Here is a 23,877-nt window from a genome sequence, read left to right as displayed (position 1 = left end):
CTTGTAATTCGCTTTAGAAATTCTTTTAGCGCATAAGCTCATAGTCACAAGCAGCCACTGTCCATGACCCAACAGTGCCGCAACAGACTGTTGGCTGGGCAACATTTCCTTGAAGCCGTCACCCCGTGGCGGCACCCGAAAACCGCCCATTCGCCGGCTATGGCACAGAGCCTGCAATATTCCTTTCAAGTGCGATTTTCTTCCGCACTCCGATTTTTCGGAAATAAGAACATTGCCTTCTCACCGCCTTGCTGGAGCTGTTCCATGAAACCCGACTTCCGCTTCCCACTGGCCCTCGCCAGATCCCTGATCGGTGCCTGTGCCCTGGCGTTGAGCCTGCCGACCCTGGCCCAGGCCGCAGAAAGCCCTCCGGCCGAAGTGCACCTGGATTACGCCTATTACTCGCCGGTCAGCCTGGTGCTCAAGCATTTCGGTTACCTGGAAAAGGCCCTGCCCCAGACCAAGGTCAGTTGGGTCCTGAGCCAGGGCAGTAACCGCTCCCTGGAATACCTCAATAGCGGCGGCGTCGACTTCGCTTCGTCCGCCAGCCTCGCCGCGGTGCTGAGCCGGGCCAATGGCAGCCCGATCAAGTCGGTGTATGTCTACAGTCGCGCCGAATGGACCGCCCTGGTGGTGCGCAAGGATTCGCCGTACCAGACGGTCGCCGACCTCAAGGGCAAGAAAATCGCCGCCACCAAAGGCACCGATCCCTACCTGTTCACCCTGCGCAGCCTGCAACAGGCCGGGCTGAAGAAAGACGATGTGGAGCTGGTGCACTTGCAGCACCCGGATGGTCGCACCGCCTTGGAAAAAGGCGATGTCGACGCCTGGGCCGGTCTCGACCCGCACATGGCCGCCAGCGAAGTACAAGCCGGGTCGCGCCTGCTGTATCGCAACCCCGCCTTCAACAGCTACGGCGTGGTCAGTGTCACGGAGAAATATGCCCAGGAGCATCCGCAAACCATCGACACCGTGCTTGCGGCCTACGAACAGGCCCGGGCCTGGTCGGTGGAGCATCCGCAAGAGCTGGCCAAATTGCTGGCCGACGAATCCGGACTGCCGCTGGAAGTGGCCCGGCTGCAACTGTCCCGCACCGACCTGGGCAGCCCGCAGTTGAGTGCCAAGGATGTGCTGGCTTCCAAGGCGGCCGCGCCGATCCTGGTCTCGGAAGAGTTGGTTCGTCGCGGGGTGAATGTGGACCAGGTGATCGATCAATTGCTCGACACCGGTCGCCAGCAGGCCGTGGCCCGTCAATAACCCTTGCCCAGGCGACAACCGATCCGCGCCTGGCGCGGATTCGGCGTTGCCGGAGGAACGCCATGAGCAGTAACAGCGAAGACCTCTCCAGCCCCCATTTGGCCCTGCCCGCATCGGGCAAAGCGCCCCTGTTCAATCCCGACCGCTGGCGGCTGCGCCTCAAGGGGCTGGCCCTGCCGGTGCTGATCATCGTGTTCCTGGAGATCATCGTGCGCATCGGTTGGCTGCCCGCCTACCAGATGCCGGCCCCCAGTGAGATCGCCCTGACCCTCGGCGACCTGGCCGAAGGTGCGCTATGGAAACATATCAGCGCCAGCCTGTTGCGAGTGCTGCTGGGCTTTGCCATCGGCGCCAGCCTGGCGTTGGTCTTCGCCGCCTGGGTTGGCTTGAGTCGGGAGGCCGAAGCCTATCTGGAGCCGACCTTCGCCGGCCTGCGCTCGATCCCCAGCCTGGCCTGGGTGCCATTGCTCCTGCTGTGGCTGGGCATCGACGAAACCTCGAAGGTGGTGCTGATCGCCATCGGCGCGTTCTTTCCCGTGTACCTCAATGGCGTGGCAGCGATTCGCAACATCGACCGCAAGCTGGTGGAGGTCGGCCAAATGTACGGCTTCAGCCGCCGCCGTCTGGTGCGGCGGATTCTCCTGCCCGCCGCCCTCCCCGGCCTGTTCACCGGGTTGCGCGGCGGCATGAGCCTGGCCTGGATGTTCCTGGTGGCCGCCGAGCTGATCGCCGCGACCAAAGGCCTGGGCTATCTGCTCAGCGATGGCCGCGAAACCTCGCGTCCGGACATCGTGCTGGCGGCGATCATCGTGCTCGCCCTGCTGGGCAAGCTCAGCGACGGCATCCTCGCCGCCCTGGAAAAGCATTTCCTGGCCTGGCGCGACACCTTTAACGGCACCGAGGAGTGAGCCATGACCCAAGCCCTGCTGGACATCCACGTCGAGCGCAAGACGTTCGCCGACACCACCGTGCTCAATCATATCCACCTGCAACTGCAACCCCGGGAAACCGTGTGCCTGCTGGGCCCCAGCGGCTGTGGCAAGAGCACCTTGCTGCGCATCGTCGCCGGTCTGGAGAAAGACTTCGAAGGGCAACTGCTCAGCCACACCGAACACCTGGCCTTTGTGTTCCAGGAACCGCGCTTGATGCCCTGGCTGACGGTGCAACAGAACATCGGGTTCAGTGATGACGACGATTACGACAGGGCCTGGGTCGCGCAGTTGATCGAGGAAGTCGGCCTCACGGGTTTTGCCGACGCATTGCCCAAGGCGTTGTCCGGCGGTATGGCGCAGCGGGTGGCGATTGCCCGCGGCCTGTACGCGCGACCACAGGTGCTGTTGCTGGACGAGCCCTTCAGCGCCGTGGATGCCTTCACCCGAATGAAATTGCAGGACCTGTTGCTGCAACTGGCCGAACGGCATGGGATCGCCTTGTTGCTGGTGACTCACGATGTCGACGAGGCGCTGTACCTGAGCGACCGGGTGTTGGTGATGGACAACCGCCCCAGCCGCATTCGCCAAGCATTGACGGTGCAACTGGACCATCCGCGAGACCGGCGCGACCCGTTGCTGGCCCGACTCAAGGCGCTGGCCCTGACCGAACTGCAACGTGCTCATGTGATTTGATCAAGGCCCTTCGCTAAGCACTTAATAGCATTAACAAATAAACAATCAGTATTTATGGTTATAAAAATAACCACGTACTCTCAACTCATCCCGTCCCATTGGTCACGACAGTGAAGTGCCTTATGAAACCGACTGACAACGTTATCGACTTCGTCCAATTCCGCAAACGCAAGCAGGCTCAGCAACAGGCCCGGGCCATGTGGGAAATGTACGCGCGTAATGCCGGTTACCAGGCGTTCCAGTGGGTCCAGGCGTTCCAGCCGACCAGGACGTACCAGGCGTGAGCGCCCAGGAACCCTCGCGCTTTTTGGCGAGTGCCGACGAACCCGAAGTGGATCTGAACAACCTGGAAGCCTTGGATGAAGATCCGATTTGCGAACGGGTCGCGCAGAACCTGCAACGCCTGCGGGGCAAGCGACACCTGTCCCTGGACGCCCTCGCTCGCCAGTGCGGGGTAAGTCGGGCCATGCTGGCGCAGATCGAGTCCGGACGCAGCGTGCCCTCGATCAAGGTGCTGTGCAAAATCGCCAAGGGTCTGAAGGTGTCGGTTGCCGCGTTCCTGGAACATCGGGCTTTCGAGGGGGTGGCGGTGCTGTCGGTCAGCCAGAGCAAACGCCTGGTCAGCGCCAGTGGCGCCTTCGTCAGCCGTGCCCTGTTCCCGTTCGATGTGGCACGCCAGTCGGAATTCTACGAGCTGCGCCTGAGCCCGCTGGGGGAGGAGCACTCCGAAGGGCATGGGCCGGGTGTTCAGGAGAACCTGGTGGTGTCCCAGGGTGTGCTGGAGATCAGTGTCAACGACGAGCGCTACCTGCTCTCCACCGGCGACTCGATTCTGTTTTATGCCGACCAACCACACCGCTATCGCAACCCGGCCGACAGCGAAGCGGTGGCGTACCTGGTGGTTACCTACCCGGAACGCCTGGACTGAACCCGCCTGTGGCGAGGGAGCTTGCTCCCGTTTGAGTGCGCAGCGCTCACAAAATGGGGGCTGCTGCGCAGCCCAGCGGGAGCAAGCTCCCTCGCCACGGGGCCAGTCTCAAGGACGTTGCCCGGCTGTAATCAGCAGGTGCAGCACATCATCGGCATGCCGTTGCAGCTCATCATCATCGGCATGCTGCAGTCGTCCATCATCTTCATCATCAAGGCGCAGCAGTTTTTCATCATGTCCATGTTCATGCCCGCCATCGGCATGACTTTGCACATCATGCAGTCCGCCATCACCGTGCATTCCATCACGCACTTCATCATCGGCATCGGCATGCCCATCATCGGCATTGGCATCATCATGCTCGCCATCGGCATGGCCATGCTCGCCTGGGACATGCACATCATGCTCATGTTGCCGCAGTGCATCATCATCGGCATGCCGCAGTTCATCATCATCTGCATCATGTCGGCGCTGTTCTTGAACATGGCCATGTCCATGCCGGCGGCTGGCATCATTTTGCACATCATGCCGTCGTCCATCATTTCGCAGGTCATGGTCGCCATCATCATCGGCATGCCCATCATTGGCATCATCGGCATGTTGGCGTTCATTGGCATTGGCATCTGCATGGCGTTCATCATGGTGGTGTTCCCTGTAAGGTTCGAGAGTCGGACAAGCTGATGGGGCGGATTCTAAGCATTGACCCGGACCCGACAAGATGGCGATCGAACAGCAGGAATGAACGTTCAGACAGGCTTACCGGAGCGACACACGCAAAGCCTTCTGCTATTGCATGCACTTCGCTTTCATTGCAGACACTTTCCAAACGACAGCTTCGATTCTTCGGTCATGGATATGCCATCCAAACCTATATCAATAACCGTAAGAAATAATCGATCTAAATATCCCCCAGCGTTTCCCGCCACGAGGGCTCAGCCAATCAACTGGGCATACACCGGCCGGTCGATATTCCCACCAGACAGAATCACCCCCACCTTTTTCCCCTGCATCGCTTCACGTTCCTGCATGAGTGCCGCCAAGGCCGCGGCACCTGCGCCCTCGGCGAGGTTATGAGTGTCGGTGTAATACACCCGCATGGCCTCGGCTATTTGCGCGTCGCTGACCGCGACGATCCGCGCCGCAGCGGCCCCATAGATGGCAAAGGCCTCGGGAATGGGTCTACGCACGGCCAACCCGTCCGCGAAGGTATTCGCCGAAGCGGTCTCACACAGTCTTCCGGTTTCAAATGACAACTTCGCCGCGACGGCCTCGGTGGACACCACGCCCACCACTTGGGTTTTCAGCCCCAAGGCATCGCGGGCGGCGATGACTGCGCAAATCCCCGACCCACAGCCTATCGGCACGTAGACCGTGTCGAGGTCCGGCACCGCCTTGAACAGCTCAAGCCCATAAGTCGCCACGCCCCTGACCAACTCAGGATGGAACGGCGGCACCAGGTAGAGCCCCTGAGCGTGGGCCAGGCGTGCTGCCTCTTCCCGGGCCTCATCAAAATCGCGGCCATACTCGACCACCTCGCCGCCAAAGCCACGCATGGCATTGTTCTTCTCCACCGAGTTACCTTGCGGCACGACGATCAACGCTTTCAAACCCAAGGCGGTGGCCGCCAGTGCCAGGCTCTGGCCATGGTTGCCGCGCGTCGCCGTGACAATGCCTTTCGCCTCGGGATGCTCGCGCTTGAGCCAGTGCACGAAGGTCAGGCCGCCGCGCACCTTGAAGGCCCCGGTCGGGGTGTGATTCTCGTGCTTGACCCACACCGTGCAACCCAACCGTTCAGCCAGCAACGGCCAGGCATACTGGGCCGTGGCGGGCATGAATTGATAGAGATGGCGGGCAGCGTGTTCGATGTCGTCGCGGGTCAGTGTGTGCATGATGGGCCTCCTGGTTTTGCCCAGTCTAATCAGCGCGCCGGCGACGGGGCTTTCAGAAAACTGACCTGACTTTCAGGCCCACTCTTCATTACTATGCTGTTCATGAGCCCGCGAAATCGCCCACCGCCGCCCCTGTCTGAACCGGTCCGTCGTATCGAGGCAGGGCCCTGGGCGATCGAATTGCTCCCCGGCTGTGCCTACGCGACCCGCTACGTCGCGACCCAGTCGGCGATCGGCTTTGCCTTCGACAGTCAGCGCGGCCTGCACGCCATCGGCAGCGACCGCGTGTTGCCCTTCGAGGCGCTGCCCAACGGCCTGGCATTCGTTCCCGCCGGGTGCGACGTGTTCTCCGAATCCCCCCGGGGCGGTGAATACCTGCGGATAGTGCGCACCGACGGCATGGCGTTGCCGGCGAAACATGCGTTCAACAACCGTATTGACCCGCAGGCCATCACCCTCGCCTTGAGAATGCGCAGCGCACTGCTGCGTGCCACGGCAGAAGACGATTGGGAAGCCTGGGCGCTCGGGCTGGCTGAGCGAGTGAAGGACCACAAGCGGTTTTCGGCACACTCCCAAGGTTCGATCACGGCCGGCCGGATGCGCCTGCTCGATGAATTCATCGACGCCGGTCTCGACGGCCCGCTGGGGGTCAAGGAAATGGCGGGACTGCTTGGCTTGTCCGAAGGTTATTTCATGCGGGCTTTCAAGCAGGCGACCGGCAAAAGCCCACACAGCTACCTGATCGACCGACGCCTCGCCAAGGCACGGGCGCTGATGCGCGACTCAACCGCCCGACTGACCGACATCGCCCACATCTGCGGCTTCAATTCCCAGGCGCACATGACCACGCTGTTCAAGCAACGCCTGGGCGTCAGCCCGGCGCAGTTGCGCGGGTATTCAAGGCCCTGAAGCCTCTGGGCAATGGGTTGATGCGGGCACCTGAGGCGCGAAATGGCGCCCCAAATCAAATTGCCATCAGATGGCCTTGCAAAAACACCCTGGCCGTCTAGATTCAAACCTGTCTCCAACCAGATCTTCAACCACACCTGACAGCCCCTCGGGCGAGAGCGTCTATTGGCCTGAAAAACACACTTGGCGTTGCTTTCAATTACTGACACGGAATCAGTCATATCAACAAGAGGGATGCTTGATGAAGCATGGCCGTGGGTATCGTTCGCGCTCGCAAAAAGGACCAGCCGGACATTTCTGGCTGTCATTGGTTTGCTTTTCAGGCCTGGTGATCGCCAGCTTCCTGTTGTTCGAACAACAGATCCAGGATTTCCTGACCCATCTCAACCTGTACCTGCCCTCGACGCCCGCGCAGAAACTCAACCTGGCCTTGCTGCTGATTGCCCTGCTGGCGCTGGACGTGGTGTTGCCGGTGCCGTCGAGCATGGTCGCGCTGCTGGCCGTGGCGATGCTTGGCAGCCTGGGTGGATACCTGGTGATTTTCGTCGGCCTGTGCCTGGGGGCCGGGCTGGGTTATGCGCTGGGAGCCGGCTATTTGCGCCTGCTGTCCGGCCGCCTGGGCCTGCATCAGCGCCAGCCGGGGCAACTGGCGTACCGGTTGGGCACGCTGTCGTTGATCTGCCTGCGCGGCGTCCCGGTGCTGGCGGAAACCTCGGTCGTCGCCGCCGGCATGCAACGCTACCCATTGCGCGCGTTCATCCTGGTCACCACCCTGGCCAATGCCGGCCTCGCGTTGGCCTACAGTGCCATCGGCACCTTTCTCGTCGAACAGAACGCGCTGCTGGTGACCCTGCTCGCCAGCATGGTATTGCCCGGGCTGTTCATCGCCGGGTACAGCCTGTTCAAGAACATTCGCCGGCGCGACACGGCGCAACCCTTGCACGGGCGCTTCAAGGTCAGCTACGACTACCCGGTGGTGTTCACCGATCATCTGTTCGACCCGCTCAATCCCTGCCTGCATCGTCAGCTCACCGCCGGACACCGCGGCCAGGTAACGGTGCTGGTGTTCGCCGACGAACAACTGCTGCACAGCGCTCCGCACCTGCTGGCACAGATCAATACCTACTTCGCCAGCCATTTTCCGGACCTGCATTTGCAGGCGCCCCCCATCGCGGTCCCGGCCGGCGAATCGAGCAAGGATTCCCAGGTGTTGCAGCAGCTGTACAGCGACATGCTGCAACATGGCCTGGACCGGCATTGCTATGTGCTGGCCCTCGGTGGCGGCGCGGTGCTCGATGCGGTGGGCTACGCCTGCGCCACCTTCCACCGCGGCATTCGCCTGATTCGCATCCCCAGCACCGTACTCGCCCAGAACGACGCCGGCATCGGTGTGAAAAACGGCATCAACGCCTTTGGCCAGAAGAACCTGCTGGGCGCCTTCTACCCCGCCACCGCGGTCATCAACGATTTTCAATTGCTGACCAGCCTGAGCCGACGCGACCAGATCGCCGGGCTGGCCGAGGCGGTCAAGGTGGCGCTGATCAAGGACCAGGCGTTTTTCCAATGGATGGAGCAACAGGCCGACGCCCTCGCCCACTTCGATCACGCGGCCAGCCGCTACGCGATCCGCCGCTGTGCCGAACTGCACCTGGCGCACATCACCGGCGCCGGTGATCCCTTCGAGCGCGGTAATGGGCGGCCATTGGACTACGGGCATTGGGCCGCTCACAAATTGGAAAACCTCAGTCACCACCGACTGCGCCATGGTGAAGCCGTCGCCGTGGGCATGGCCCTGGATGGACTCTACGCCAATGCCCTGGGACTGTTGAGCGACGCCGACAGCGACCGGGTGCTGCACCTGCTGCTCAAGCTCGGCTTCTGCCTGAACCCGCCGGAACTGACCCTGAAAGATGCACAGGGACGCTCGCAGGTTCTGCTCGGGCTGGAAGAGTTCCGCCAGCATTTGGGCGGGCAACTCTCCATCCCCATGCTCAGCCGGATAGGCGAGTCGGTGGACTTGCATGAAATCGATACCGCGAGAATGGAGCAGGCGCTGCAACGGCTCTGCACGCAGGCGGCCCCTGCACTCACACTGAACGAGAGCTGTGCGCAATGAACCCGTCGTCGCCGGACCTCAAGACCTGGATGACCCTCGGCCGCGTCTCCAACCTGCCCACGGTGTGGACCAACACCCTGGCCGCCGCCCTGCTCGCCAGCAGCGCAGGGGCCCTGGCACCGCCATCGTCCCTGGTCTGGCTCCTGCTGCTGGCGGCACTGTCGCTGCTGTACCTGGCCGGCATGCTGTTGAATGACCTGTTGGACGCCGACTGGGATCAACGCCACCACAATCCGCGCCCCATCACCCTGGGCCTGGTCAGCCGCCAGCAAGTGCGGTTGGCCACGGCGCTGCTACTGGTGCTGGCCGCGGTCGCGCTGCTGGGCCTGAGCCGGTTGATCGAACAACCGCACTGGCTGCTGGGCAGCGCCACGCTGTTGGTGGGTTGCATCCTCGGCTACAACCTGCTGCACAAGAAGTACGCCCACAGCGTCTGGCTGATGGGGGCCTGTCGCTCGGCGCTCTACCTCACCGCGGCGGCCAGCCTGGCGATGCCACCCGAACCGATCTGGCTCTGTGCCCTTTTGCTCGGCGTCTACATCAGCGGCCTGACCTACCTGGCCCGCCAGGAACACCGCAATCAACTGATCAGCCGCCTCCCGCTGCTGCTGATGTTGAGCCCACTGGCGTTGGCGATCTACGCAGACAACGCCTGGTTCTGGCCAGTCCTGCTGATATGGCTTGGCTGGTTGGGCTGGCACTACTGGCGCAACCTGGCCAACCCGCGGCAACGGCAGGTCCGCGCCTTTATCGGTGCGGGCCTGGCCGCCCTGCCGCTGTTCGATGCCTTGGTGCTGGCCGTCGCCAACCAGCCGCTGGGCAGCCTGTTATGTGTCCTGGTGTTTTTCCTGCTTCCTCATTTCCAACGCTGGATCAAACCCACATGAACACGGACGTTACAGCATCGGCATCGGCAGCCCTCGACATGCGCCAGGATTGCCTGAACGAACAACGCCGGCATTTCACCCAGTCGCTCGATGAAACCGAGCGGCAATGGTGGCTCTCGGCGCAGGCGCAACTTGCCCAACGCCCGGACGCCAACACCGCGGCGTTCCTGAGCGGCCAGTGCAAGCGCCACCTCAAGGAGCGCGCCCAGCCCGGCACCGACGGCTGGAGCAATGTCCAACTGGCGCGGGCATTGCTGCTGGCCCAGGTCCTGGAACTGCAACCCGTCGCCGGGCAAGTGTCCTTGCTGCGCCAGTTGTTCCTGTGGGGCGACGACCAGGAAAAGATCGCCACCTTGAAAGCCCTCGACTGGCTCGACAGCGGTGGGCTCTGCCTCGGGCTTGCACTTCAGGCCGGGCGCACCAGCAACAGCCAGGTGTTTGCCGCCCTCGCCCTGGACACCGCCTACCCATCGCGTCACTACGACGAACGGGCCTTCAACCAACTGGTGTTGAAAGCCCTGGGCATGGGCCTCGATGTAGGGCGCCTGGTCGGCCTGACGCAACGACAAAGCGTCACGCTCAACCAGTTGGCCCTCGACCTGCTGGACGAACAACTCGCCGCCGAACGAACGGTGTCTGCCGGACTGCCCCACGTGATTGCCTTTGCCCTGCTGAGCCCGGCGCAACGTCAGCGCCTGGCCGGGCTGACCCAGCAACAACGCTTGCCGCCGCCATGGCAGGCGCACCTGGGCGGCACTTTGCCGACCTGATGCCCGCCCTTCCCCTGCCTTTTTTGACGAGGATTCACCATGCTCAAGTACTTCGACCCGCATATCCATATGGTCAGCCGCACCACCGACGACTACCAGAACATGGCGGCCGCCGGCATCACCGGCGTGATCGAACCGGCCTTCTGGCAGGGTCAGGCCAGGACCAGCGTCGGCAGCTTCATCGACTACTTCGACACGCTGTTGGGCTGGGAGCGTTTTCGCGCCAGCATGTTCGGCATCCATCACTTCTGCACCATCGGCCTGAACCCCAAGGAGGCCAACGACTTGTCGGTGGCCAATGAAGTGCTGGAGATCCTGCCGCGCTACCTGGTGAAAGATGGCGTGGTGGCGGTGGGTGAAATCGGCTACGACGACATCACCCCGGAAGAGGATCGCTTTCTCGCCGCCCAATTGGAGCTGGCCAAACAATTCAACCTGCCGGTGCTGGTGCACACCCCCCACCGCGACAAGATCGGTGGCACCAAGCGCACACTCGCGGTCATTCGCGAGGTCGGCATTGCCGAACACCTGGTGATCATCGACCACCTCAACGAACTGACCCTGCCCTTGGTGCTGGACAGCGATTGCTGGCGCGGCCATTCCATCTACCCCAACACCAAGATGTCGGAACAACGCATGGTCGCGCTGCTGCAGCAGTACGGCACGGAAAAAATGGTGGTCAACAGCGCCGCCGACTGGGGCATCAGCGACCCGCTCAAAGTGCCCAAGACCGGCCAGGCGATGCTGGCCGCCGGCTTCAGTGAAGCCCAGGTCGAACAGGTGCTGTTCCACAACCCGGTGGACTTTTTTGCCCAGAGCGGCCAGCTGGACAAAACCCTGGTCAGCACGCCCCTGCCCATCGATCAGCGGCGACAGTGGCAGGACAACTCTGCCCTGCGGGGCCAGGAGCCGGTGATCAAATGAGTGCCCGCACGGGTTGGACGGCCACGCAGATCGGCTATTGCAGCAACGTGCACCCGACCCATGACCTGGGCGGGCTGCGCGCTTCCATCGAACGGCATTTCCAGACCGTACGTACACTGCGCGGGCTCGACACCCAAGACAGTGGATTGTGGATCAGCGCCGTCGCCGCCGCCGAGCTCCAACAGGCGTCCGCCCGTGCGGATTTCCTCGACCTGCTGCAACGCAGCGGGCTACGCCTGACCTCTCTCAACGGGTTTCCCTACGGCCAATTTCACCAGGGCGCGGTGAAAGCCGACGTCTACCTGCCCAGTTGGGCCGATCCGCAGCGGCTGGCGTACAGCCTGGACCTGGCTCGATTTCTCGCCCAGGCCCTGCCAGTGGACAGTGCCCAGGGGGTGATCTCCAGCCTGCCGCTGGGCTATGCCGCCCACTGGAGCCCGACGTTACAGCAACGTGCCGAGCAGCAACTGCGCGAACTCACCGCCGCGCTGGCCCGGTTGCAACGGGAGACAGGCAAGAAGATCGTGATCTGCCTGGAAATGGAGCCCGATTGCGTGCTGGAAAACACCGACCAGGCCATCGCCTTCTTTCGTCACTGGCAAACCACGGACCCGCACCATGAACACCTGGCGCTGTGTTTTGACGTCTGCCACCAGGCCGTGATGTTCGAAGACTGCTACCAGTCACTGGACCGATTGCGTCGGGCCCGGGTCCCCATCGGCAAGATCCAGCTATCCAATGCGCTGATTTGCCACCTGCCTGAGGATGCGCAGCGGCGCGAACAGGTGCTCCAGACATTGGGCGGTTTTGCCGAACCCACCTACCTGCATCAAGTCAAAGCCCGCGCTGGACAGGAGCGGTTATCGGCCTGGGCCGACCTTCCCGCGGCCCTGTACGAGTGTGAGCAGGACGGCCACGCCCCTCCCGAGCTGAGGATTCACTTCCACATTCCGTTGTTCAGCGAACACCTGCTGTTGCCCGAACTCAGCGGCAGCCAGGTCGCCCTGGCGCAGACCTTCGATTTTCTCGCCGACCATGGGGATTTTCGCCCGGTACTGGAAGTGGAAACCTACAGCTGGGGCGTCCTGCCCAGCCAGTTGCGACCCACCACCGAGCACGCCCAACTCCAGGGCATCGCGGCGGAGTTGCACTGGGTCGAGGACCAGTTGCAGCAGCGCCAGTTGCTGCAAACCCAAGCGCTGGAGGCTTGCGCCGATGCCCTCTGAGCCTGCGCGCCAGCCGTTGCTGCTGATCAACGTGGTCGGCCTGACACCCGCACTGCTGGGGGCCGCGACGCCCTGCATCAATGCCCTGTTGAAAACGGCCAGGATGGCCACGCTGCAACCGGTGTTCCCGGCGGTCACCTCCACAGTGCAAGCCTCGATCCTCACGGGCCAGCCACCGTCGGAGCACGGCATCGTCGGCAACGGCTGGTATTTTCGCGATCAGGCCGAAGTGCGTTTCTGGCTGCAGCCCAACGCACTGATCCAGGGGGAAAAAGTCTGGCAGACACTCAAGCGCCAGTACCCCGGGTTTCGCTGCAGCCAGTTGTTCTGGTGGTACAACATGTATGCGGACGTGGACGCCGCCATTACCCCACGGCCGCATTACCCGGCCGATGGCCGCAAGATGTTCGGCCTGTATTCGACGCCGGCCTCGTTGCACGAGCATATTGAACAGCAGATCGGCGAATTCCCCTTTCCAAGTTTCTGGGGCCCGGCAGCCGGCATCGCCTCGAGCCGCTGGATCGTCGATTGCGCCATCGCCGAATTCCAGCTCGACCGCCCCGACCTGCAGTTGATCTACCTGCCCCATCTCGACTACAGCCTGCAACGCCTGGGCCCCGATCATCCGTCGATTGCCGACGAGGTGCGCGCCATCGACAGCGAAGTCGGGCGTCTGCTGGACTTTGCCCAAGCACAGGGCGCGGCGGTGATGCTGCTGTCCGAATACGGGATCGAAGCCGTCACCCAATCCGTTTCCATCAACCGGTTGCTACGCGCCGAAGGCTTGTTGCAGGTCCGCCAATCGCTGACCTGGGAGTTGCTCGATCCCGGTGCCAGTGCGGCGTTTGCCGTGGCCGACCATCAGGTCGCGCACATCTACGTGAAGCAGGCGCGCGACATCCCTCGCGTCAAGGCGCTGTTGCAGCGCCAGGCCGGCATCGAGCAGGTGCTGGATAAAACCGAACAACGGGCCTGGCACCTGGATCATCCGCGCAGCGGCGAACTGGTGGCCGTGGCCGCCGCCGGTTGCTGGTTCGATTACTACTACTGGTTCGACGACCGCAAGGCCCCCGACTTTGCCCGCACCGTGGACATCCATCGCAAGCCAGGCTACGACCCGCTCGAGCTGTTCATCGACCCAGCCATTCGCTTCCCGAAATTGAAAGTCGCGCGCCGCCTGCTTCAGAAAAAACTCGGCTTTCGCTACTACATGGACCTGATTCCGCTGGACACCCGCCTGGTCCGCGGCAGTCACGGACGGCTGCCCGCGAGCGAAAAGACCGGCCCGCTGCTCATCACCAATTGTGATCTGTCGTTGCCGCAGCACCTTGCGGCCACGGCGGTGAAGCAACTGCTCCTGGAACACTTCCGGGGGCGCCCTCATGCCGATACGGCGAATGCCAAGGAGCTTCCATGCGGCGAGCCATTTCCATAACCGTTCTCAGTGCCCTGGCCGGTTTGGCCCAGGCACAGGACACCAACAACTTCGATTGCAGCAACTTCCTGCAGTTTGGAGCAGACATCAACAAGACCCGGACCGCGTTTGCCCAGAGTCCCGAGACCATGGCCTGGAACTGGTTCGTCTGTTTGAACCAACCCAGCACCGCGCAAAGCAGCAATCTCGTGTGGGAGACGATGAAGCCTTCGGACCAGGTCTACCTGCCCAACGGCGCACCACCGGGCACCTATGACAGCTCAGCGCCGCTCCCGGCCGCGGTGGTGACGCAAGCCAAGGCACAGGGCATGGACCTGTCCCGATCCTTCCATAACATCAATGCCACCCAACAGGTCGATGGCCTGATCCTGCAAATGGGGGGTGCCGTGCCCGATGCCCAACAAGGCCAGCCCGTACGCTTTCAGTTACTGATGGGCAAGGACACGTTCGATTACATCGTGAAGAAGCAGGTCTACAACGTGAATGGCCAGGCCGCCCTGGCCAACGACCTGAACTTTCCCCCCACCGCCTGGGAGTTGAAAGCCGCGTGGCTGTGGATCGGCACGGACACGACCTACCGACAAACCCTGGTGAACGACGGCTACTACATTGCCCAGGCCTACTACCAGCAGGACGACGGTACTTACCAGGTCGGCTATGTGGCATTGAGCGGGCTGCATGTCGTCAACAAACTGAACGCCGACTGGGTCTGGACCACCTTCGAAAACATCAACAACAGCAAGTACACCGTAACCAATGCCCCGACGCCGGCGCCGATGACCAACACCACCGGGCCGACTGCGGCCGCCAAGCCGGTCAATGCCAGCTTCCAGGCCAATAATCGGAGCCTGTCGAAGTACGAGTTGATCGGGGTCGAGTTCCAACCCATCACCCAGGTACTGGCCAATTCGCAACTGGAATCGGCGTTCCAGAACACCTCGTCCTGCCTGGCCTGCCACGGCACCGCCGCCTACTCGAACGACAACGGCTACTTCAATTTCGCTCTGAACCAGGGGGGCGGCATCGTCTATCCCACCACTCCGCTGCCGCCCTCGGCATTCGATGGCTACAAAAAACTGGACTTTGTCTGGTCGCTGAAACGCGCCCAGTGGCAACGCTAAGGAGCATGACATGAGCGTATTGAATTTCCCCCGTATCTACCTCAACGGCCATATGTTCTGGAACCCACCGACGGCCAACAATAACGATGTATATCCGCTGTATGACGCGGTCAACGCGGACATCAACTGGCCGTTCATGAGCCACTTCGGCATCAACGCCACGAACGCCCCCACCCAGCTGATGCCCTGGGCCATCAAGCCCCTGGCAAAGAATGAGCTGCCGCTCTATATGCTGCAGGTACCGACCAATGCCAACCCGAAAACCTACCCATACATGCCCGCCGAATGGGATCTGTTTGGTGACAATGCCTGCGGCACGGTGAGCTACAAAGGGACTCGCTCAACGATCATTGGCGGCGAGCTGCAGGCCGACACCTACATCACCGAGGATGCGCTGGTTGGCAGGGACTACCAATTGCTCGGCAATCCCTTTGGCAGCAACGCTCCGACTGCCGCGCGCTTCGTGGACGTCAGCCCGTGGCAGAACACCTTCACCGCGTTGTATTTCGACAAGCTGATGCTGGGGGATGCCACGTGTGGCCTGACCCTCAATCGCCAGTATCGGATGATGGATCGCTTCCTCAATTTCAATTGGGGCGCCTTCGGTGGCCTGGTGTATGTCACCACCACCTGGCAGACCTGCTTTCCCCAGGAGAACCTGGAATGGGTCATCGGTGATTCGGCGCTGCTGAGTAACCTGCAGCAGCAGATGAAGCTGCAAGGGGCAAAGGGCCTGATGTTCAGGTTCTCCACCTACCTGACCTGCTACGACAGGAACGGTGTTTTCAACGACTTTCCGTACGTCAACACCCGTTCCAATGCCCCCTCGGATACGGCTCGTCTGCAAGCGATGTATCAGAAGGGCCTGGACAACGTTTCCGGTATTTTCTTCAATCCCGCCTACAGCCGCACCGCCGCGACCCTGGGCCTCTGGTTCGCCGACGAATACCCGACCGCGCCCGCCGGCCTGCGCCTGGTGCCCGCGCAGGCCGTATCTGTTGTTCAACCCAGTGGAACTCCCCAAAACGCCACACTGGGCGTGACTTCGGTGCAGATTACCGGCAACACCCTGTCGCTGGATCTGGCCAACACGTTCCCGTTCTATCCGGTAGAGCCCAATGCCCCCATCCTGACCGCCGAAAAATTCCAGGCCGGCGACTACCAACTGGGTGTACGCGAGGGTGATCAATTCACGTCGGTAGTGGACTTCGGTTTCGACCGGTATGACCAGGCAGCCTTCGACAAACGCTCCGGCCTGCAGGACTTCACGCTCAGCGACGAGGCCCTGACGAAGCTACAGGCAGATAATCCATTGGAGCTGCGACTGAAGGCCACGGCCGCCCCAACCCCCGTGATCGCCGCCACCCAGCAAACCTGGACCGCCGAAGTGGTGGAGAGCGGCAGTTTCATCGACGTGGGCGACCATAAGACACTGACCATCATGGTGCAGAAAAATGGTCAGCCGGCCGCCAATACCACGCTATGGGTGGCGGAATATGGCAACCCCTACATGGTGACCACCAGCGACTACTATCTGGCCTCCAGCAACGCGGCCAATTTCACGCTGTTCTTCGACCACCCGAACCACCCCGAACTGAACAAGGCCAATCTACCGAACTTCAATAACGCGCCGCCCGTACAAAACTATCTGGCCGAAGGCAGCGGCCGCCGACTGACCGCGCTGCGCAATACGGATGAGGACATTGGAGACCCGATCGGTTATCAGCAATTCCTGCAGGGCGAGGGCAAACCGGTCACGATCGACTTGCACCCTTGCCTGGCATTCGACGCTGGCCTCTACGCCACCGGAACCCTGCACGACGACGTCCACGCCACGCCGGTGGATTACTCTTATGTCACCACGACCACCGACGCCAACGGCATCGCCCAAGTGAGCTTCAGGGCCGTGGCCCCGGGCTTCCCGACCTTGCGTTTTTTCGTCAAGGACGGCGACAGCGATCCGGTCATCCCCTTCAGCTTCCCCGTTCCCCAAGCCTACATCGACTTCCTCGCCCCGCTCCGCGTCCTGCCCTTGGACGTGCAGCTGCAACAGGACTTCATCAACTACTGGAACACCGTCTACAAGGATCAGAACGCCGCCACGCAGCTGTGGGAGGGCTTCCTCTACCCACGCATCCTGCAGACCTTCTATTACCTGTACCCCATCATGAACAAGTACATGCCGCTCAACTCCCAGGCACGCGTCGAAGGCGCCATCGACCAGCTGATTGTGCTGATCAGCAAGCCCTACCAGGAAGAAAGCACGCTCTCGATGCCCATCACCCGTGACATGTCCCAGAGCCGCCGCGCGGTATTGGAGCTGTGGGCCAAGAAGCTGGTGAAGCGCAACTATCCGCCACAACAACTCAAGATGAGCGACTACGACAACCTCTGACCGTAACGCTGTTCACCCAGGAAAGATAAACCACTGTGGGAGCGAGCTGGTGTAGGAGCTGAGCTTTTGTGGGAGCCGAGCTTGTGTGGGAGCTGAGCTTGCTCGCGATGAAGGCACCTCGGTCTTTCGAATGACCGCGTTATCGTTCATCGCGAGCAAGCTCAGCTCCCACACAAGCTTTGCTCCCACAGGCTCGCACACAGTGTCACCCGGTACTTTTCAAAGGAATGACCTATGAAAACCAGTATCTTGAACCGGCTGTTGCTGTTGATCCTGCTGTCCAGCCCACCGCTGTTCGCCGAGGACAGCGGTGCCGTCTACTTCACCATGGGCGTGCACAACACCGAGGGGTGCAACGAACAGAACGGCAACTGCATCGCCAAACGGGCCCCGGGCGACCCTTCCGATCCGTTCTTCCCGGCGTTCTGGATCAGCGATTGGACCATGTACCGGGTGATGCACAACTACGAAAAAAACCCGCCGCCCTACAGCAATCCGCCCTCCACCCTGACCCCGGCGGACTACACCGTCTCCCGAGGCACCAGCTACTACGACACGGCCTATATCCCGGCCGATGGCGACGGCTTCGGTGCGATGATGGAGCACTATGAGAAGTACTGCCTGCCGATCTTCCCGATCAAGAACAACAATTACACCTGCTCCTTCGTGTCCCTGGGCAACAAGGCGTACTTCCTGACCTATCCGCAGGATCGCCCCAAGGACATGCCGGCCTGCTGCATGTTCTCGCCGATGAACCATCCGCCGCGCCAAGACTTCATCCAGCACCTGCCCTACAGCGCCGAGCGCAGCCAAAACCTCGACGCCAGCGTGCAGGCCTACGCGCTGGACCTTCAATCGCCGCAGGGGCCGATCCTGTTCGGCTATGCCTTCTACAAAAAGATGTCGGGACAACTGCCCTACCGGCAGCCCCAATCGTTCTTTTTCTCCGGTGACACCAGCGTTGCCAATGCCCCCATCGTCAGCCAGAACTACACCAACTTCCGCATCGCCAGACCGGACCCGGCCCAGACCTGGGCGCAGGTGGCCGCGATGTGCCCGGCGAATCCACCGCCCTGCCAGTTGTTCGAGCCACCGGCTTCCCAGAGCAACGGGCAAAAGGCGCAGTGGAACAAGCTCATGCAGCGCAAACCCTGAGCAATGACGGAGATCGCCATGAACATTTCACTGCGTTTCATCCTGGTACTAGTGGGTCTGGCCAATCTTCCGGCCCTGGCCCTGGAGCAATCCCAGGAACAAGCCATGCCACGGACACAGGCCTCCAGCCTGAATTGCCAGCCCCCCAGCACGGCGCCGGCGGCCACCGCCAGCCAGGACCTGTTCGATCAATACAGCTGGCAGCTGTTCATCGCCGTGAACTGGCCCGCCCAGGCAGGGCAGCGCGGGGATCCCGACTGCAGCAAGCAACCGGGGGACCCTGGCTACACCGTCTGGCAGACCTACAAGACCGTGGAAGAAATCTTCCTGCCACGGGGGGCCGATCCAGGTCCCTGGAACACCCCGCAACTGGCCAAGAGCCTGGGCATCATCAACATCGCCGCGCTGAAGAACAGCTCCCTGGTGAATGCCGTCGACCAGGCCGTCGGCGGCTGGCTGATCGACCAGGCCGGCAACCCGACCTACTACGACATCTCGGCCAACGAGACCTCCTACAACTACATCGTCGCCAACCAGTTCTATAACGCCGATGTGGTGTCCAAAGCCAACAACATCACCTTTCCCTACGGGGTCATCGAGGTCAAATCCAGCTGGCGCATCCTTACCACGCATGACAACGCCAGCCGCTATCTGACCATGCTCGCCCGCGTCGCCACGTTCGACGACCAAGGCCAGCGCACCGGCGTCACCGAGGCCTACCTGGGCCTGGTGGGGTTGCACATCATCACCAAGGTGAACGGTTATCCGCAGTGGATCTGGTCGACCTTCGAACAGATCGACAACGTTGCGCCCAAAGCGCTGGTGAACGGGGTATGGGTCGACCAGCCGGTAGCCGGCACGGCCTATTCCTACTTCAACCCCAACGCGCCGGCAGCCAGCCTCAACCAGTCACCCTGCGACTGGCAGACCCAGGGCGCGCACCTGGTCTGCGTGCCCAAACCCGGCACCACCTTCCAGACGCCGAACCCGTTGAACCGGTTCACCCCGATCGCCGAGATCACCAACGAGGTGAACGCCCGCTACCGCAGCGACCCGGACCTGCAACGCAGCGTGTTGAAGTACTACCAACTCATCACCACCCAGCGCCCGCTGATGCCGGACAACCCCAGCAACCCACTGGGCCAGCCGACACCCGCCCTCTCGGCCAACGTAACCATGGAAAGCTACATCCAGCCCAACAGCAGTTGCATGAATTGCCACTCCATGGCGACACCGGTCAAGAGCCCCTACAAATCCGATTACTCCTACCTGTTCAAATTCGCCAATTCGCCTGTCGGCAAAACCATCAAGGACGAGGAATAACTCATGAGCATCCTGAACGGACCACGGCTGAATTTCTGGGGCGGCATCCGCACGGACGTCAGCCTGCCGAACAACTCCCCGACCATTCCCTACGATGGCAACGATGATTGGCCGCTCTTCGACCTGACCACCTCGACCCTGGCACCCGGGGCCGAGTCCTACACCGATGACCAGTTGAACAACATGATCAATGCCCCCACCGGCAACTACTACACCGCCGGTGGCTGGAATCATTACGGGCAGCATGTCGTCGACATGCAGAACGCCTTGATCAGCTCCCAGGGCATCCCCGGCAGCATCAGCACCACCGGCGACCTGGTGGGCCAGGCCGTCTACCTGCTCGGCTCGGTGGACCCGGTGACCGGCCAGGGGCCCGTTTCCGGACCGATGATGGTGGACCTGGACCCCACCGCCTCGACGACCACCCAGATCTTCGTCGGCGGCCTGCAAATCGGCGGCAACGACAACATCCAGTTGCTGATTCGCAGCGACACCGTGTGCAGCAGTTTCGACGTCGCGGGACGTGTGCTGTTGCCGGCAAAAATGGATGCGCCGGGCTCTTTCCACGCCAGTGGCACCTTTCAACTGACGTTCCCCTTGAGCAGCATCGTCAGCTGGAACCAGAACAGCAGCGGCCTGCGCGCGATCATCCAGGCACCGAATGCCACGGGCATTGTCCTGCGTTTCGTCATGTTCGAAATGTGCCCCACGATGACCACCGAACAACTGGACGCCGACTACGCCGCCGGCAAGTACACCCCCAACCCGAGCATCGGCCGGGTCATCGGCACGCTGGCCCCGGCCTTCGCCAACGAGCCGCTGAACTGCCAGCCGGGCCGGCAACTGGTCAACCAGAGCACGGGCAATGCTGGCTATGCCGACCTGGACAATACCGGTTACCTGAGCATCGACATGGTGAACGTCATTCCGAAGGAGACCTTCCGGGCTGTCAGGGACGACATCACCAGCCCGATCGGCCCCAACGCCAATTACGGGACCGTGACCATCAGCGCCGGCGCCACCACCCTGACGACCCTGGAGCCGACCAGCCGCTTTTTATTGGACTACTACGTGTACGGCGGCATCGTCGACCTGCCCCTGACCTTCGATCAGCTAGAGGCAGTACGGACCTCTGCCTTGGCGATCAACGCACCGGGCAAGGTCGCCGGTACCACGTTGCAGGCCACCGAGTCGACCTATCGGATCTATGCCGACCAGCGCAACGTCTACCTGGAGGACTACCCCAACGGCCTGTCGATCACCCTGCAGGTCCGGTACCTGGGCGGCGCGGTGCCCAGCACCACCGAAATCGGCCTGAAGGCAATCCCGGCAGCCGATCCCCCCACGTACAAAGAACCACAGTACTGGGACTTCCTCGACTACCCTGACTCGCTGACGGTCAGCGCCGGCCAGCTTTCGGTCAGCTTCCCCGTCACCGTCAAACCGGGCAGCGCCGCCCACGCCGGTTTCGTCGCCCTGACCTGCACGGCCAACGGCCTCGACAGCAGCGCTTACTTCACCAACTTTCGCAAATACGCCCAGACCGACTTCGGCATCCCCCAGGGCACGACCATCACCTGGCCGCTGATGTACCCCAACGTGCTGCGCTTTCACTACCTGGCCTTCCCCGCCATGTCGCGCTATATCCCGTTGAATCAGCCCGACGCCATCATGGGCGCCAAGAACCCCATCCTGGCCCGCACCTCGGATGCGTACAAAGGCACCACGCTGTTCATGCCGGTGGTGCGCTCGATGTCGCCCTGCCAGCGGGCACTGCTGCGGGCCTACCTCACCGGTGAACCGTGGCAACCGCCGCAATGACCGCGTCCCCCTTTTGTTCACGGAGAGAGCCTATGTCAGTTCCCCTTCAGATCCCCGCACACCCGGAGGAAAGCCTGCGCCCCAGCACCCTTGTCGCCGAGGACCTGCTGAACCCTCGTGGCCTCTGCCTGCAAGCCGACGGCAGCCTGCTGCTCACCGAAGCAGGTTCCGGCTTGCCCGACCAACCTTTCAGCGGCCGTATCAGTCGACTGCGCCCGGATCCGCAGCGGCCCGGCGCCTACCTGCCCCGCGAAACCCTGGCGCAAGGGTTTCGCGCCATGAACATGCAGGCACGCATGCTGCGCGATGAAATCATGGGGCTGTCGGACATCGCCTGCGGTGATGAACGCTGCCTGGTCAGCCAGACCGATTACGTCGCGGGTTCCAAACTGCTGGACCTGCAATTCACACCGCCCGAGCCGGTCTTCCATAGCCGCGGCAACCTGAACGCGCTGTGCTACCACCCGACCCGCCGCAGTTGGCTGGCCGTCAAGCCCGATACCAATCAGTTGGTGGAGTTCGTCACGGGCCAAGAGGAGCGCGTGCTGGCTCAACTGCCCGAGCTGGATCAAGGCCAGGAAGCCGTTCCCGTGACCCTGGTGTACGAACCGGCGACAGACGCTGTGCTGATCAGTCTGTTCTCGGGAGAACTGCACGGCGACCCGAGCCGCAAGGGCATCGATTTTGCCGAAAAGGCCGGCCAGGTGATCCGGGTCTGGCCCGCCAGCGCCGAGATCGACATCCTGATTCGCGGCCTGCAACTGCCCACCGGGCTGGCGCTGCGCCCCAACGGCCACCTGCTGGTGCTGGAACTCTGTGAGCGCTTGCAACAACCCCTGCTCCCAGACTGGAACGGCGAACCCCTGCATGGCGGCTTTACCCGATTCAGTGGACGACTGCTGGGCTGCGACTTGCAAACAGCCCAGGTCACCGTGCTCGCCCGAGGCTTGGATACCCCGTCCAACCTGTGCCTGTTACCCGACGCGGTACTGGTCAGCGAAGGCATGGGCCTGGTCGGGCGGCCACTGCCCACGCCAGAGGAAAACGTGGTGCCGTTACGCGGCAGGCTTCGTCGGGTGCAACTCTGACGAAAACACCGGCCGGGCGCACAGCCCGGCCGGTGACCCAGGTATCATCCACCACTCGATTCAGCCTGCGGTAACGGTCATGCCACCGTCGGCCATGACCACCGCGCCGACCACAAAACTCGCGCGATCCGAGGCCAGGAACGCAACCACCTCGGCAATTTCTTCCGGCTGCGCGGCCCGGCCGATGGGCGCGGCTTCACCGTGCTGGGCGAGGAACGCCGGACCGTCCTCGACCACGTCATTGAGGATGTTGGTGACCACATCGCCAACACCGATGGCATTGACGCGAATGCCATGCTCGATGACTTCCAGTGCCAGGGTGCGCGTCAGTTGCGCCAGGGCACCTTTGGACGCGGTATAGGCGGCAATGGTCGGGAAGGCAAAATAGGACGCGTAGGACGCAATGTTGACGATGGCCCCCGCCTTGTTCGGCATCATCGCCTTGACCGCTTCGCGCGAATGCAGGAAAGCGGCCGTGGCGTTGACCGCCTGGATGCGCTCCCAGTCCTGGCGCGTCATGTCGATGACGAGTTTATTGATGATGATCCCGGCATTGTTGACCAGGATGTCCAGCCGGCCGAACTGCTCGACGGCCAGGCCGACAGCGCGCTCGGCGGCGCCATCCGCGGTGATGTCGGCCTCCAGCGGCACCAGCCCGGGACGGGCCAGCTCATGGACGGCGGGGTTGATGTCTTCAGCGATTACCTTGGCGCCGCGGGCATGCAACAGCAATGCGATGGCCTTGCCGATGCCACTGGCGGCGCCAGTGACCAGTGCAACCTTGCCTTGGACTTCGTGGGGAATGCTGTGTTGAAAATCGGTCATGATCGCTCTCCTGCGTGAGCAGGCAGACGAAACATTCGCCTGCCCGGCGCCCGTGGGCGCTGTCGTTATCGACGACTTCACTTTCTCGCAATGGCGACTGCCAGGCTTTCGCAGGCTTGCTGGGACTGTCGGGGTTTTGCGCAAATCTGCCCTCACCGACTCACTCCCGTTGCCGGTACACGG

21 protein-coding genes are annotated in these 23,877 nt (G+C 62.2%); 18 read left to right on the top strand and 3 right to left on the bottom strand.

The window, feature by feature from the left end:
* The first annotated feature begins 264 nt into the window (after positions 1–264).
* From J4E53_RS00140 to J4E53_RS00120, 5 genes are all read left to right on the top strand, one after another.
* Complete coding sequence (locus J4E53_RS00140; RefSeq protein ID WP_060741826.1) at positions 265–1,257, top strand: aliphatic sulfonate ABC transporter substrate-binding protein; 993 nt, start codon at positions 265–267, stop codon at positions 1,255–1,257.
* Positions 1,258–1,319: 62 nt separating this feature from the next.
* On the top strand, positions 1,320–2,165 hold the full coding sequence (locus tag J4E53_RS00135) for an ABC transporter permease (RefSeq protein WP_060741825.1): 846 nt from the start codon (positions 1,320–1,322) through the stop codon (positions 2,163–2,165).
* Between the two features lie 3 nt (positions 2,166–2,168).
* Positions 2,169–2,882 (top strand): ABC transporter ATP-binding protein, encoded by a 714-nt coding sequence (locus tag J4E53_RS00130; protein WP_103308014.1) that lies wholly within the window; start codon positions 2,169–2,171, stop codon positions 2,880–2,882.
* A gap of 122 nt (positions 2,883–3,004) precedes the next feature.
* Positions 3,005–3,166, top strand: coding sequence for a hypothetical protein (locus tag J4E53_RS00125; protein ID WP_177431673.1), 162 nt, complete (start codon positions 3,005–3,007; stop codon positions 3,164–3,166).
* Between the two features lie 53 nt (positions 3,167–3,219).
* Positions 3,220–3,810: a helix-turn-helix domain-containing protein gene (locus tag J4E53_RS00120; RefSeq protein WP_162491264.1), complete on the top strand. Its 591-nt coding sequence runs from the start codon at positions 3,220–3,222 to the stop codon at positions 3,808–3,810.
* 131 nt (positions 3,811–3,941) lie between these two features.
* Here the strand turns inward: J4E53_RS00120 and J4E53_RS00115 are convergent, their stop codons facing one another.
* Positions 3,942–4,451 (bottom strand): hypothetical protein, encoded by a 510-nt coding sequence (locus tag J4E53_RS00115; protein WP_072404789.1) that lies wholly within the window; start codon positions 4,449–4,451, stop codon positions 3,942–3,944.
* A 291-nt stretch (positions 4,452–4,742) separates the two neighbouring features.
* Positions 4,743–5,699 carry a threonine dehydratase gene (locus J4E53_RS00110; protein WP_060741821.1) on the bottom strand — a complete coding sequence of 319 codons (957 nt, stop codon included), beginning with the start codon at positions 5,697–5,699 and terminating at the stop codon, positions 4,743–4,745.
* Positions 5,700–5,792: 93 nt separating this feature from the next.
* Between J4E53_RS00110 and J4E53_RS00105 the strand changes: the two genes are divergently transcribed.
* The 13 genes from J4E53_RS00105 (at position 5,793) to J4E53_RS00045 (ending at position 22,869) form a co-directional block, all read left to right on the top strand.
* On the top strand, positions 5,793–6,608 hold the full coding sequence (locus tag J4E53_RS00105) for an AraC family transcriptional regulator (protein WP_103308013.1): 816 nt from the start codon (positions 5,793–5,795) through the stop codon (positions 6,606–6,608).
* 241 nt (positions 6,609–6,849) lie between these two features.
* Positions 6,850–8,724 (top strand): 3-dehydroquinate synthase, encoded by a 1,875-nt coding sequence (locus J4E53_RS00100; protein WP_103308012.1) that lies wholly within the window; start codon positions 6,850–6,852, stop codon positions 8,722–8,724.
* Positions 8,721–9,611, top strand: a complete 891-nt coding sequence (locus J4E53_RS00095; protein ID WP_060741818.1) for a UbiA family prenyltransferase — start codon at positions 8,721–8,723, stop codon at positions 9,609–9,611. Before J4E53_RS00100 ends, J4E53_RS00095 begins: the two co-directional genes overlap by 4 nt.
* Complete coding sequence (locus tag J4E53_RS00090; RefSeq protein WP_103308011.1) at positions 9,608–10,381, top strand: EboA domain-containing protein; 774 nt, start codon at positions 9,608–9,610, stop codon at positions 10,379–10,381. The genes J4E53_RS00095 and J4E53_RS00090 overlap by 4 nt, the downstream gene beginning before the upstream one ends.
* A gap of 39 nt (positions 10,382–10,420) precedes the next feature.
* Complete coding sequence (locus J4E53_RS00085; RefSeq protein WP_060741816.1) at positions 10,421–11,305, top strand: TatD family hydrolase; 885 nt, start codon at positions 10,421–10,423, stop codon at positions 11,303–11,305.
* Positions 11,302–12,531: a metabolite traffic protein EboE gene (gene eboE, locus J4E53_RS00080; protein WP_103308010.1), complete on the top strand. Its 1,230-nt coding sequence runs from the start codon at positions 11,302–11,304 to the stop codon at positions 12,529–12,531. The genes J4E53_RS00085 and eboE overlap by 4 nt, the downstream gene beginning before the upstream one ends.
* The gene (locus tag J4E53_RS00075; protein ID WP_103308009.1) at positions 12,521–13,966 is read left to right on the top strand and encodes an alkaline phosphatase family protein; all 1,446 of its coding nucleotides are present in this window, start codon (positions 12,521–12,523) and stop codon (positions 13,964–13,966) included. Before eboE ends, J4E53_RS00075 begins: the two co-directional genes overlap by 11 nt.
* Positions 13,945–15,087: a hypothetical protein gene (locus J4E53_RS00070; RefSeq protein ID WP_103308008.1), complete on the top strand. Its 1,143-nt coding sequence runs from the start codon at positions 13,945–13,947 to the stop codon at positions 15,085–15,087. Before J4E53_RS00075 ends, J4E53_RS00070 begins: the two co-directional genes overlap by 22 nt.
* A 10-nt stretch (positions 15,088–15,097) precedes the next feature.
* Complete coding sequence (locus J4E53_RS00065; protein WP_060741812.1) at positions 15,098–17,482, top strand: hypothetical protein; 2,385 nt, start codon at positions 15,098–15,100, stop codon at positions 17,480–17,482.
* A gap of 234 nt (positions 17,483–17,716) precedes the next feature.
* The gene (locus J4E53_RS00060; RefSeq protein WP_103308007.1) at positions 17,717–18,637 is read left to right on the top strand and encodes a hypothetical protein; all 921 of its coding nucleotides are present in this window, start codon (positions 17,717–17,719) and stop codon (positions 18,635–18,637) included.
* Positions 18,638–18,655: 18 nt separating this feature from the next.
* A complete protein-coding gene (locus J4E53_RS00055) occupies positions 18,656–19,960 on the top strand; it encodes a hypothetical protein (protein WP_103308006.1) in 1,305 nt (434 codons plus the stop codon).
* Positions 19,961–19,963: 3 nt separating this feature from the next.
* Positions 19,964–21,781, top strand: coding sequence for a hypothetical protein (locus J4E53_RS00050; RefSeq protein WP_103308005.1), 1,818 nt, complete (start codon positions 19,964–19,966; stop codon positions 21,779–21,781).
* 32 nt (positions 21,782–21,813) lie between these two features.
* Entirely contained in the window at positions 21,814–22,869 is a 1,056-nt protein-coding gene (locus J4E53_RS00045) for a hypothetical protein (RefSeq protein WP_103308004.1), read from the top strand.
* A 60-nt stretch (positions 22,870–22,929) separates the two neighbouring features.
* Here the strand turns inward: J4E53_RS00045 and J4E53_RS00040 are convergent, their stop codons facing one another.
* Positions 22,930–23,694, bottom strand: a complete 765-nt coding sequence (locus J4E53_RS00040) for an SDR family NAD(P)-dependent oxidoreductase (protein WP_103308003.1) — start codon at positions 23,692–23,694, stop codon at positions 22,930–22,932.
* Positions 23,695–23,877 lie beyond the last annotated feature (183 nt).

The organism is Pseudomonas sp. FW305-28, from assembly GCF_017351395.1.
GTDB classification, from domain to species: Bacteria; Pseudomonadota; Gammaproteobacteria; order Pseudomonadales; family Pseudomonadaceae; genus Aquipseudomonas; species Aquipseudomonas fluorescens_AA.
The sequence above is the reverse complement of the archived record's forward strand: the minus strand, read 5'-3'. Positions and strand labels throughout refer to the sequence as shown.

Bases quoted from the DNA above. Each gene is read 5' to 3' on its own strand.
- J4E53_RS00140 (WP_060741826.1), top strand. From the start codon at position 265: ATGAAACCCGACTTCCGCTTCCCACTGGCCCTCGCCAGATCCCTGATC.
- J4E53_RS00135 (WP_060741825.1), top strand. From the start codon at position 1,320: ATGAGCAGTAACAGCGAAGACCTCTCCAGCCCCCATTTGGCCCTGCCC.
- J4E53_RS00130 (WP_103308014.1), top strand. From the start codon at position 2,169: ATGACCCAAGCCCTGCTGGACATCCACGTCGAGCGCAAGACGTTCGCC.
- J4E53_RS00125 (WP_177431673.1), top strand. From the start codon at position 3,005: ATGAAACCGACTGACAACGTTATCGACTTCGTCCAATTCCGCAAACGC.
- J4E53_RS00115 (WP_072404789.1), bottom strand. From the start codon at position 4,451: ATGATGAACGCCATGCAGATGCCAATGCCAATGAACGCCAACATGCCG.
- J4E53_RS00110 (WP_060741821.1), bottom strand. From the start codon at position 5,699: ATGCACACACTGACCCGCGACGACATCGAACACGCTGCCCGCCATCTC.
- J4E53_RS00105 (WP_103308013.1), top strand. From the start codon at position 5,793: ATGCTGTTCATGAGCCCGCGAAATCGCCCACCGCCGCCCCTGTCTGAA.
- J4E53_RS00100 (WP_103308012.1), top strand. From the start codon at position 6,850: ATGAAGCATGGCCGTGGGTATCGTTCGCGCTCGCAAAAAGGACCAGCC.
- J4E53_RS00095 (WP_060741818.1), top strand. From the start codon at position 8,721: ATGAACCCGTCGTCGCCGGACCTCAAGACCTGGATGACCCTCGGCCGC.
- J4E53_RS00090 (WP_103308011.1), top strand. From the start codon at position 9,608: ATGAACACGGACGTTACAGCATCGGCATCGGCAGCCCTCGACATGCGC.
- J4E53_RS00085 (WP_060741816.1), top strand. From the start codon at position 10,421: ATGCTCAAGTACTTCGACCCGCATATCCATATGGTCAGCCGCACCACC.
- eboE (WP_103308010.1), top strand. From the start codon at position 11,302: ATGAGTGCCCGCACGGGTTGGACGGCCACGCAGATCGGCTATTGCAGC.
- J4E53_RS00075 (WP_103308009.1), top strand. From the start codon at position 12,521: ATGCCCTCTGAGCCTGCGCGCCAGCCGTTGCTGCTGATCAACGTGGTC.
- J4E53_RS00070 (WP_103308008.1), top strand. From the start codon at position 13,945: ATGCGGCGAGCCATTTCCATAACCGTTCTCAGTGCCCTGGCCGGTTTG.
- J4E53_RS00065 (WP_060741812.1), top strand. From the start codon at position 15,098: ATGAGCGTATTGAATTTCCCCCGTATCTACCTCAACGGCCATATGTTC.
- J4E53_RS00060 (WP_103308007.1), top strand. From the start codon at position 17,717: ATGAAAACCAGTATCTTGAACCGGCTGTTGCTGTTGATCCTGCTGTCC.
- J4E53_RS00055 (WP_103308006.1), top strand. From the start codon at position 18,656: ATGAACATTTCACTGCGTTTCATCCTGGTACTAGTGGGTCTGGCCAAT.
- J4E53_RS00050 (WP_103308005.1), top strand. From the start codon at position 19,964: ATGAGCATCCTGAACGGACCACGGCTGAATTTCTGGGGCGGCATCCGC.
- J4E53_RS00045 (WP_103308004.1), top strand. From the start codon at position 21,814: ATGTCAGTTCCCCTTCAGATCCCCGCACACCCGGAGGAAAGCCTGCGC.
- J4E53_RS00040 (WP_103308003.1), bottom strand. From the start codon at position 23,694: ATGACCGATTTTCAACACAGCATTCCCCACGAAGTCCAAGGCAAGGTT.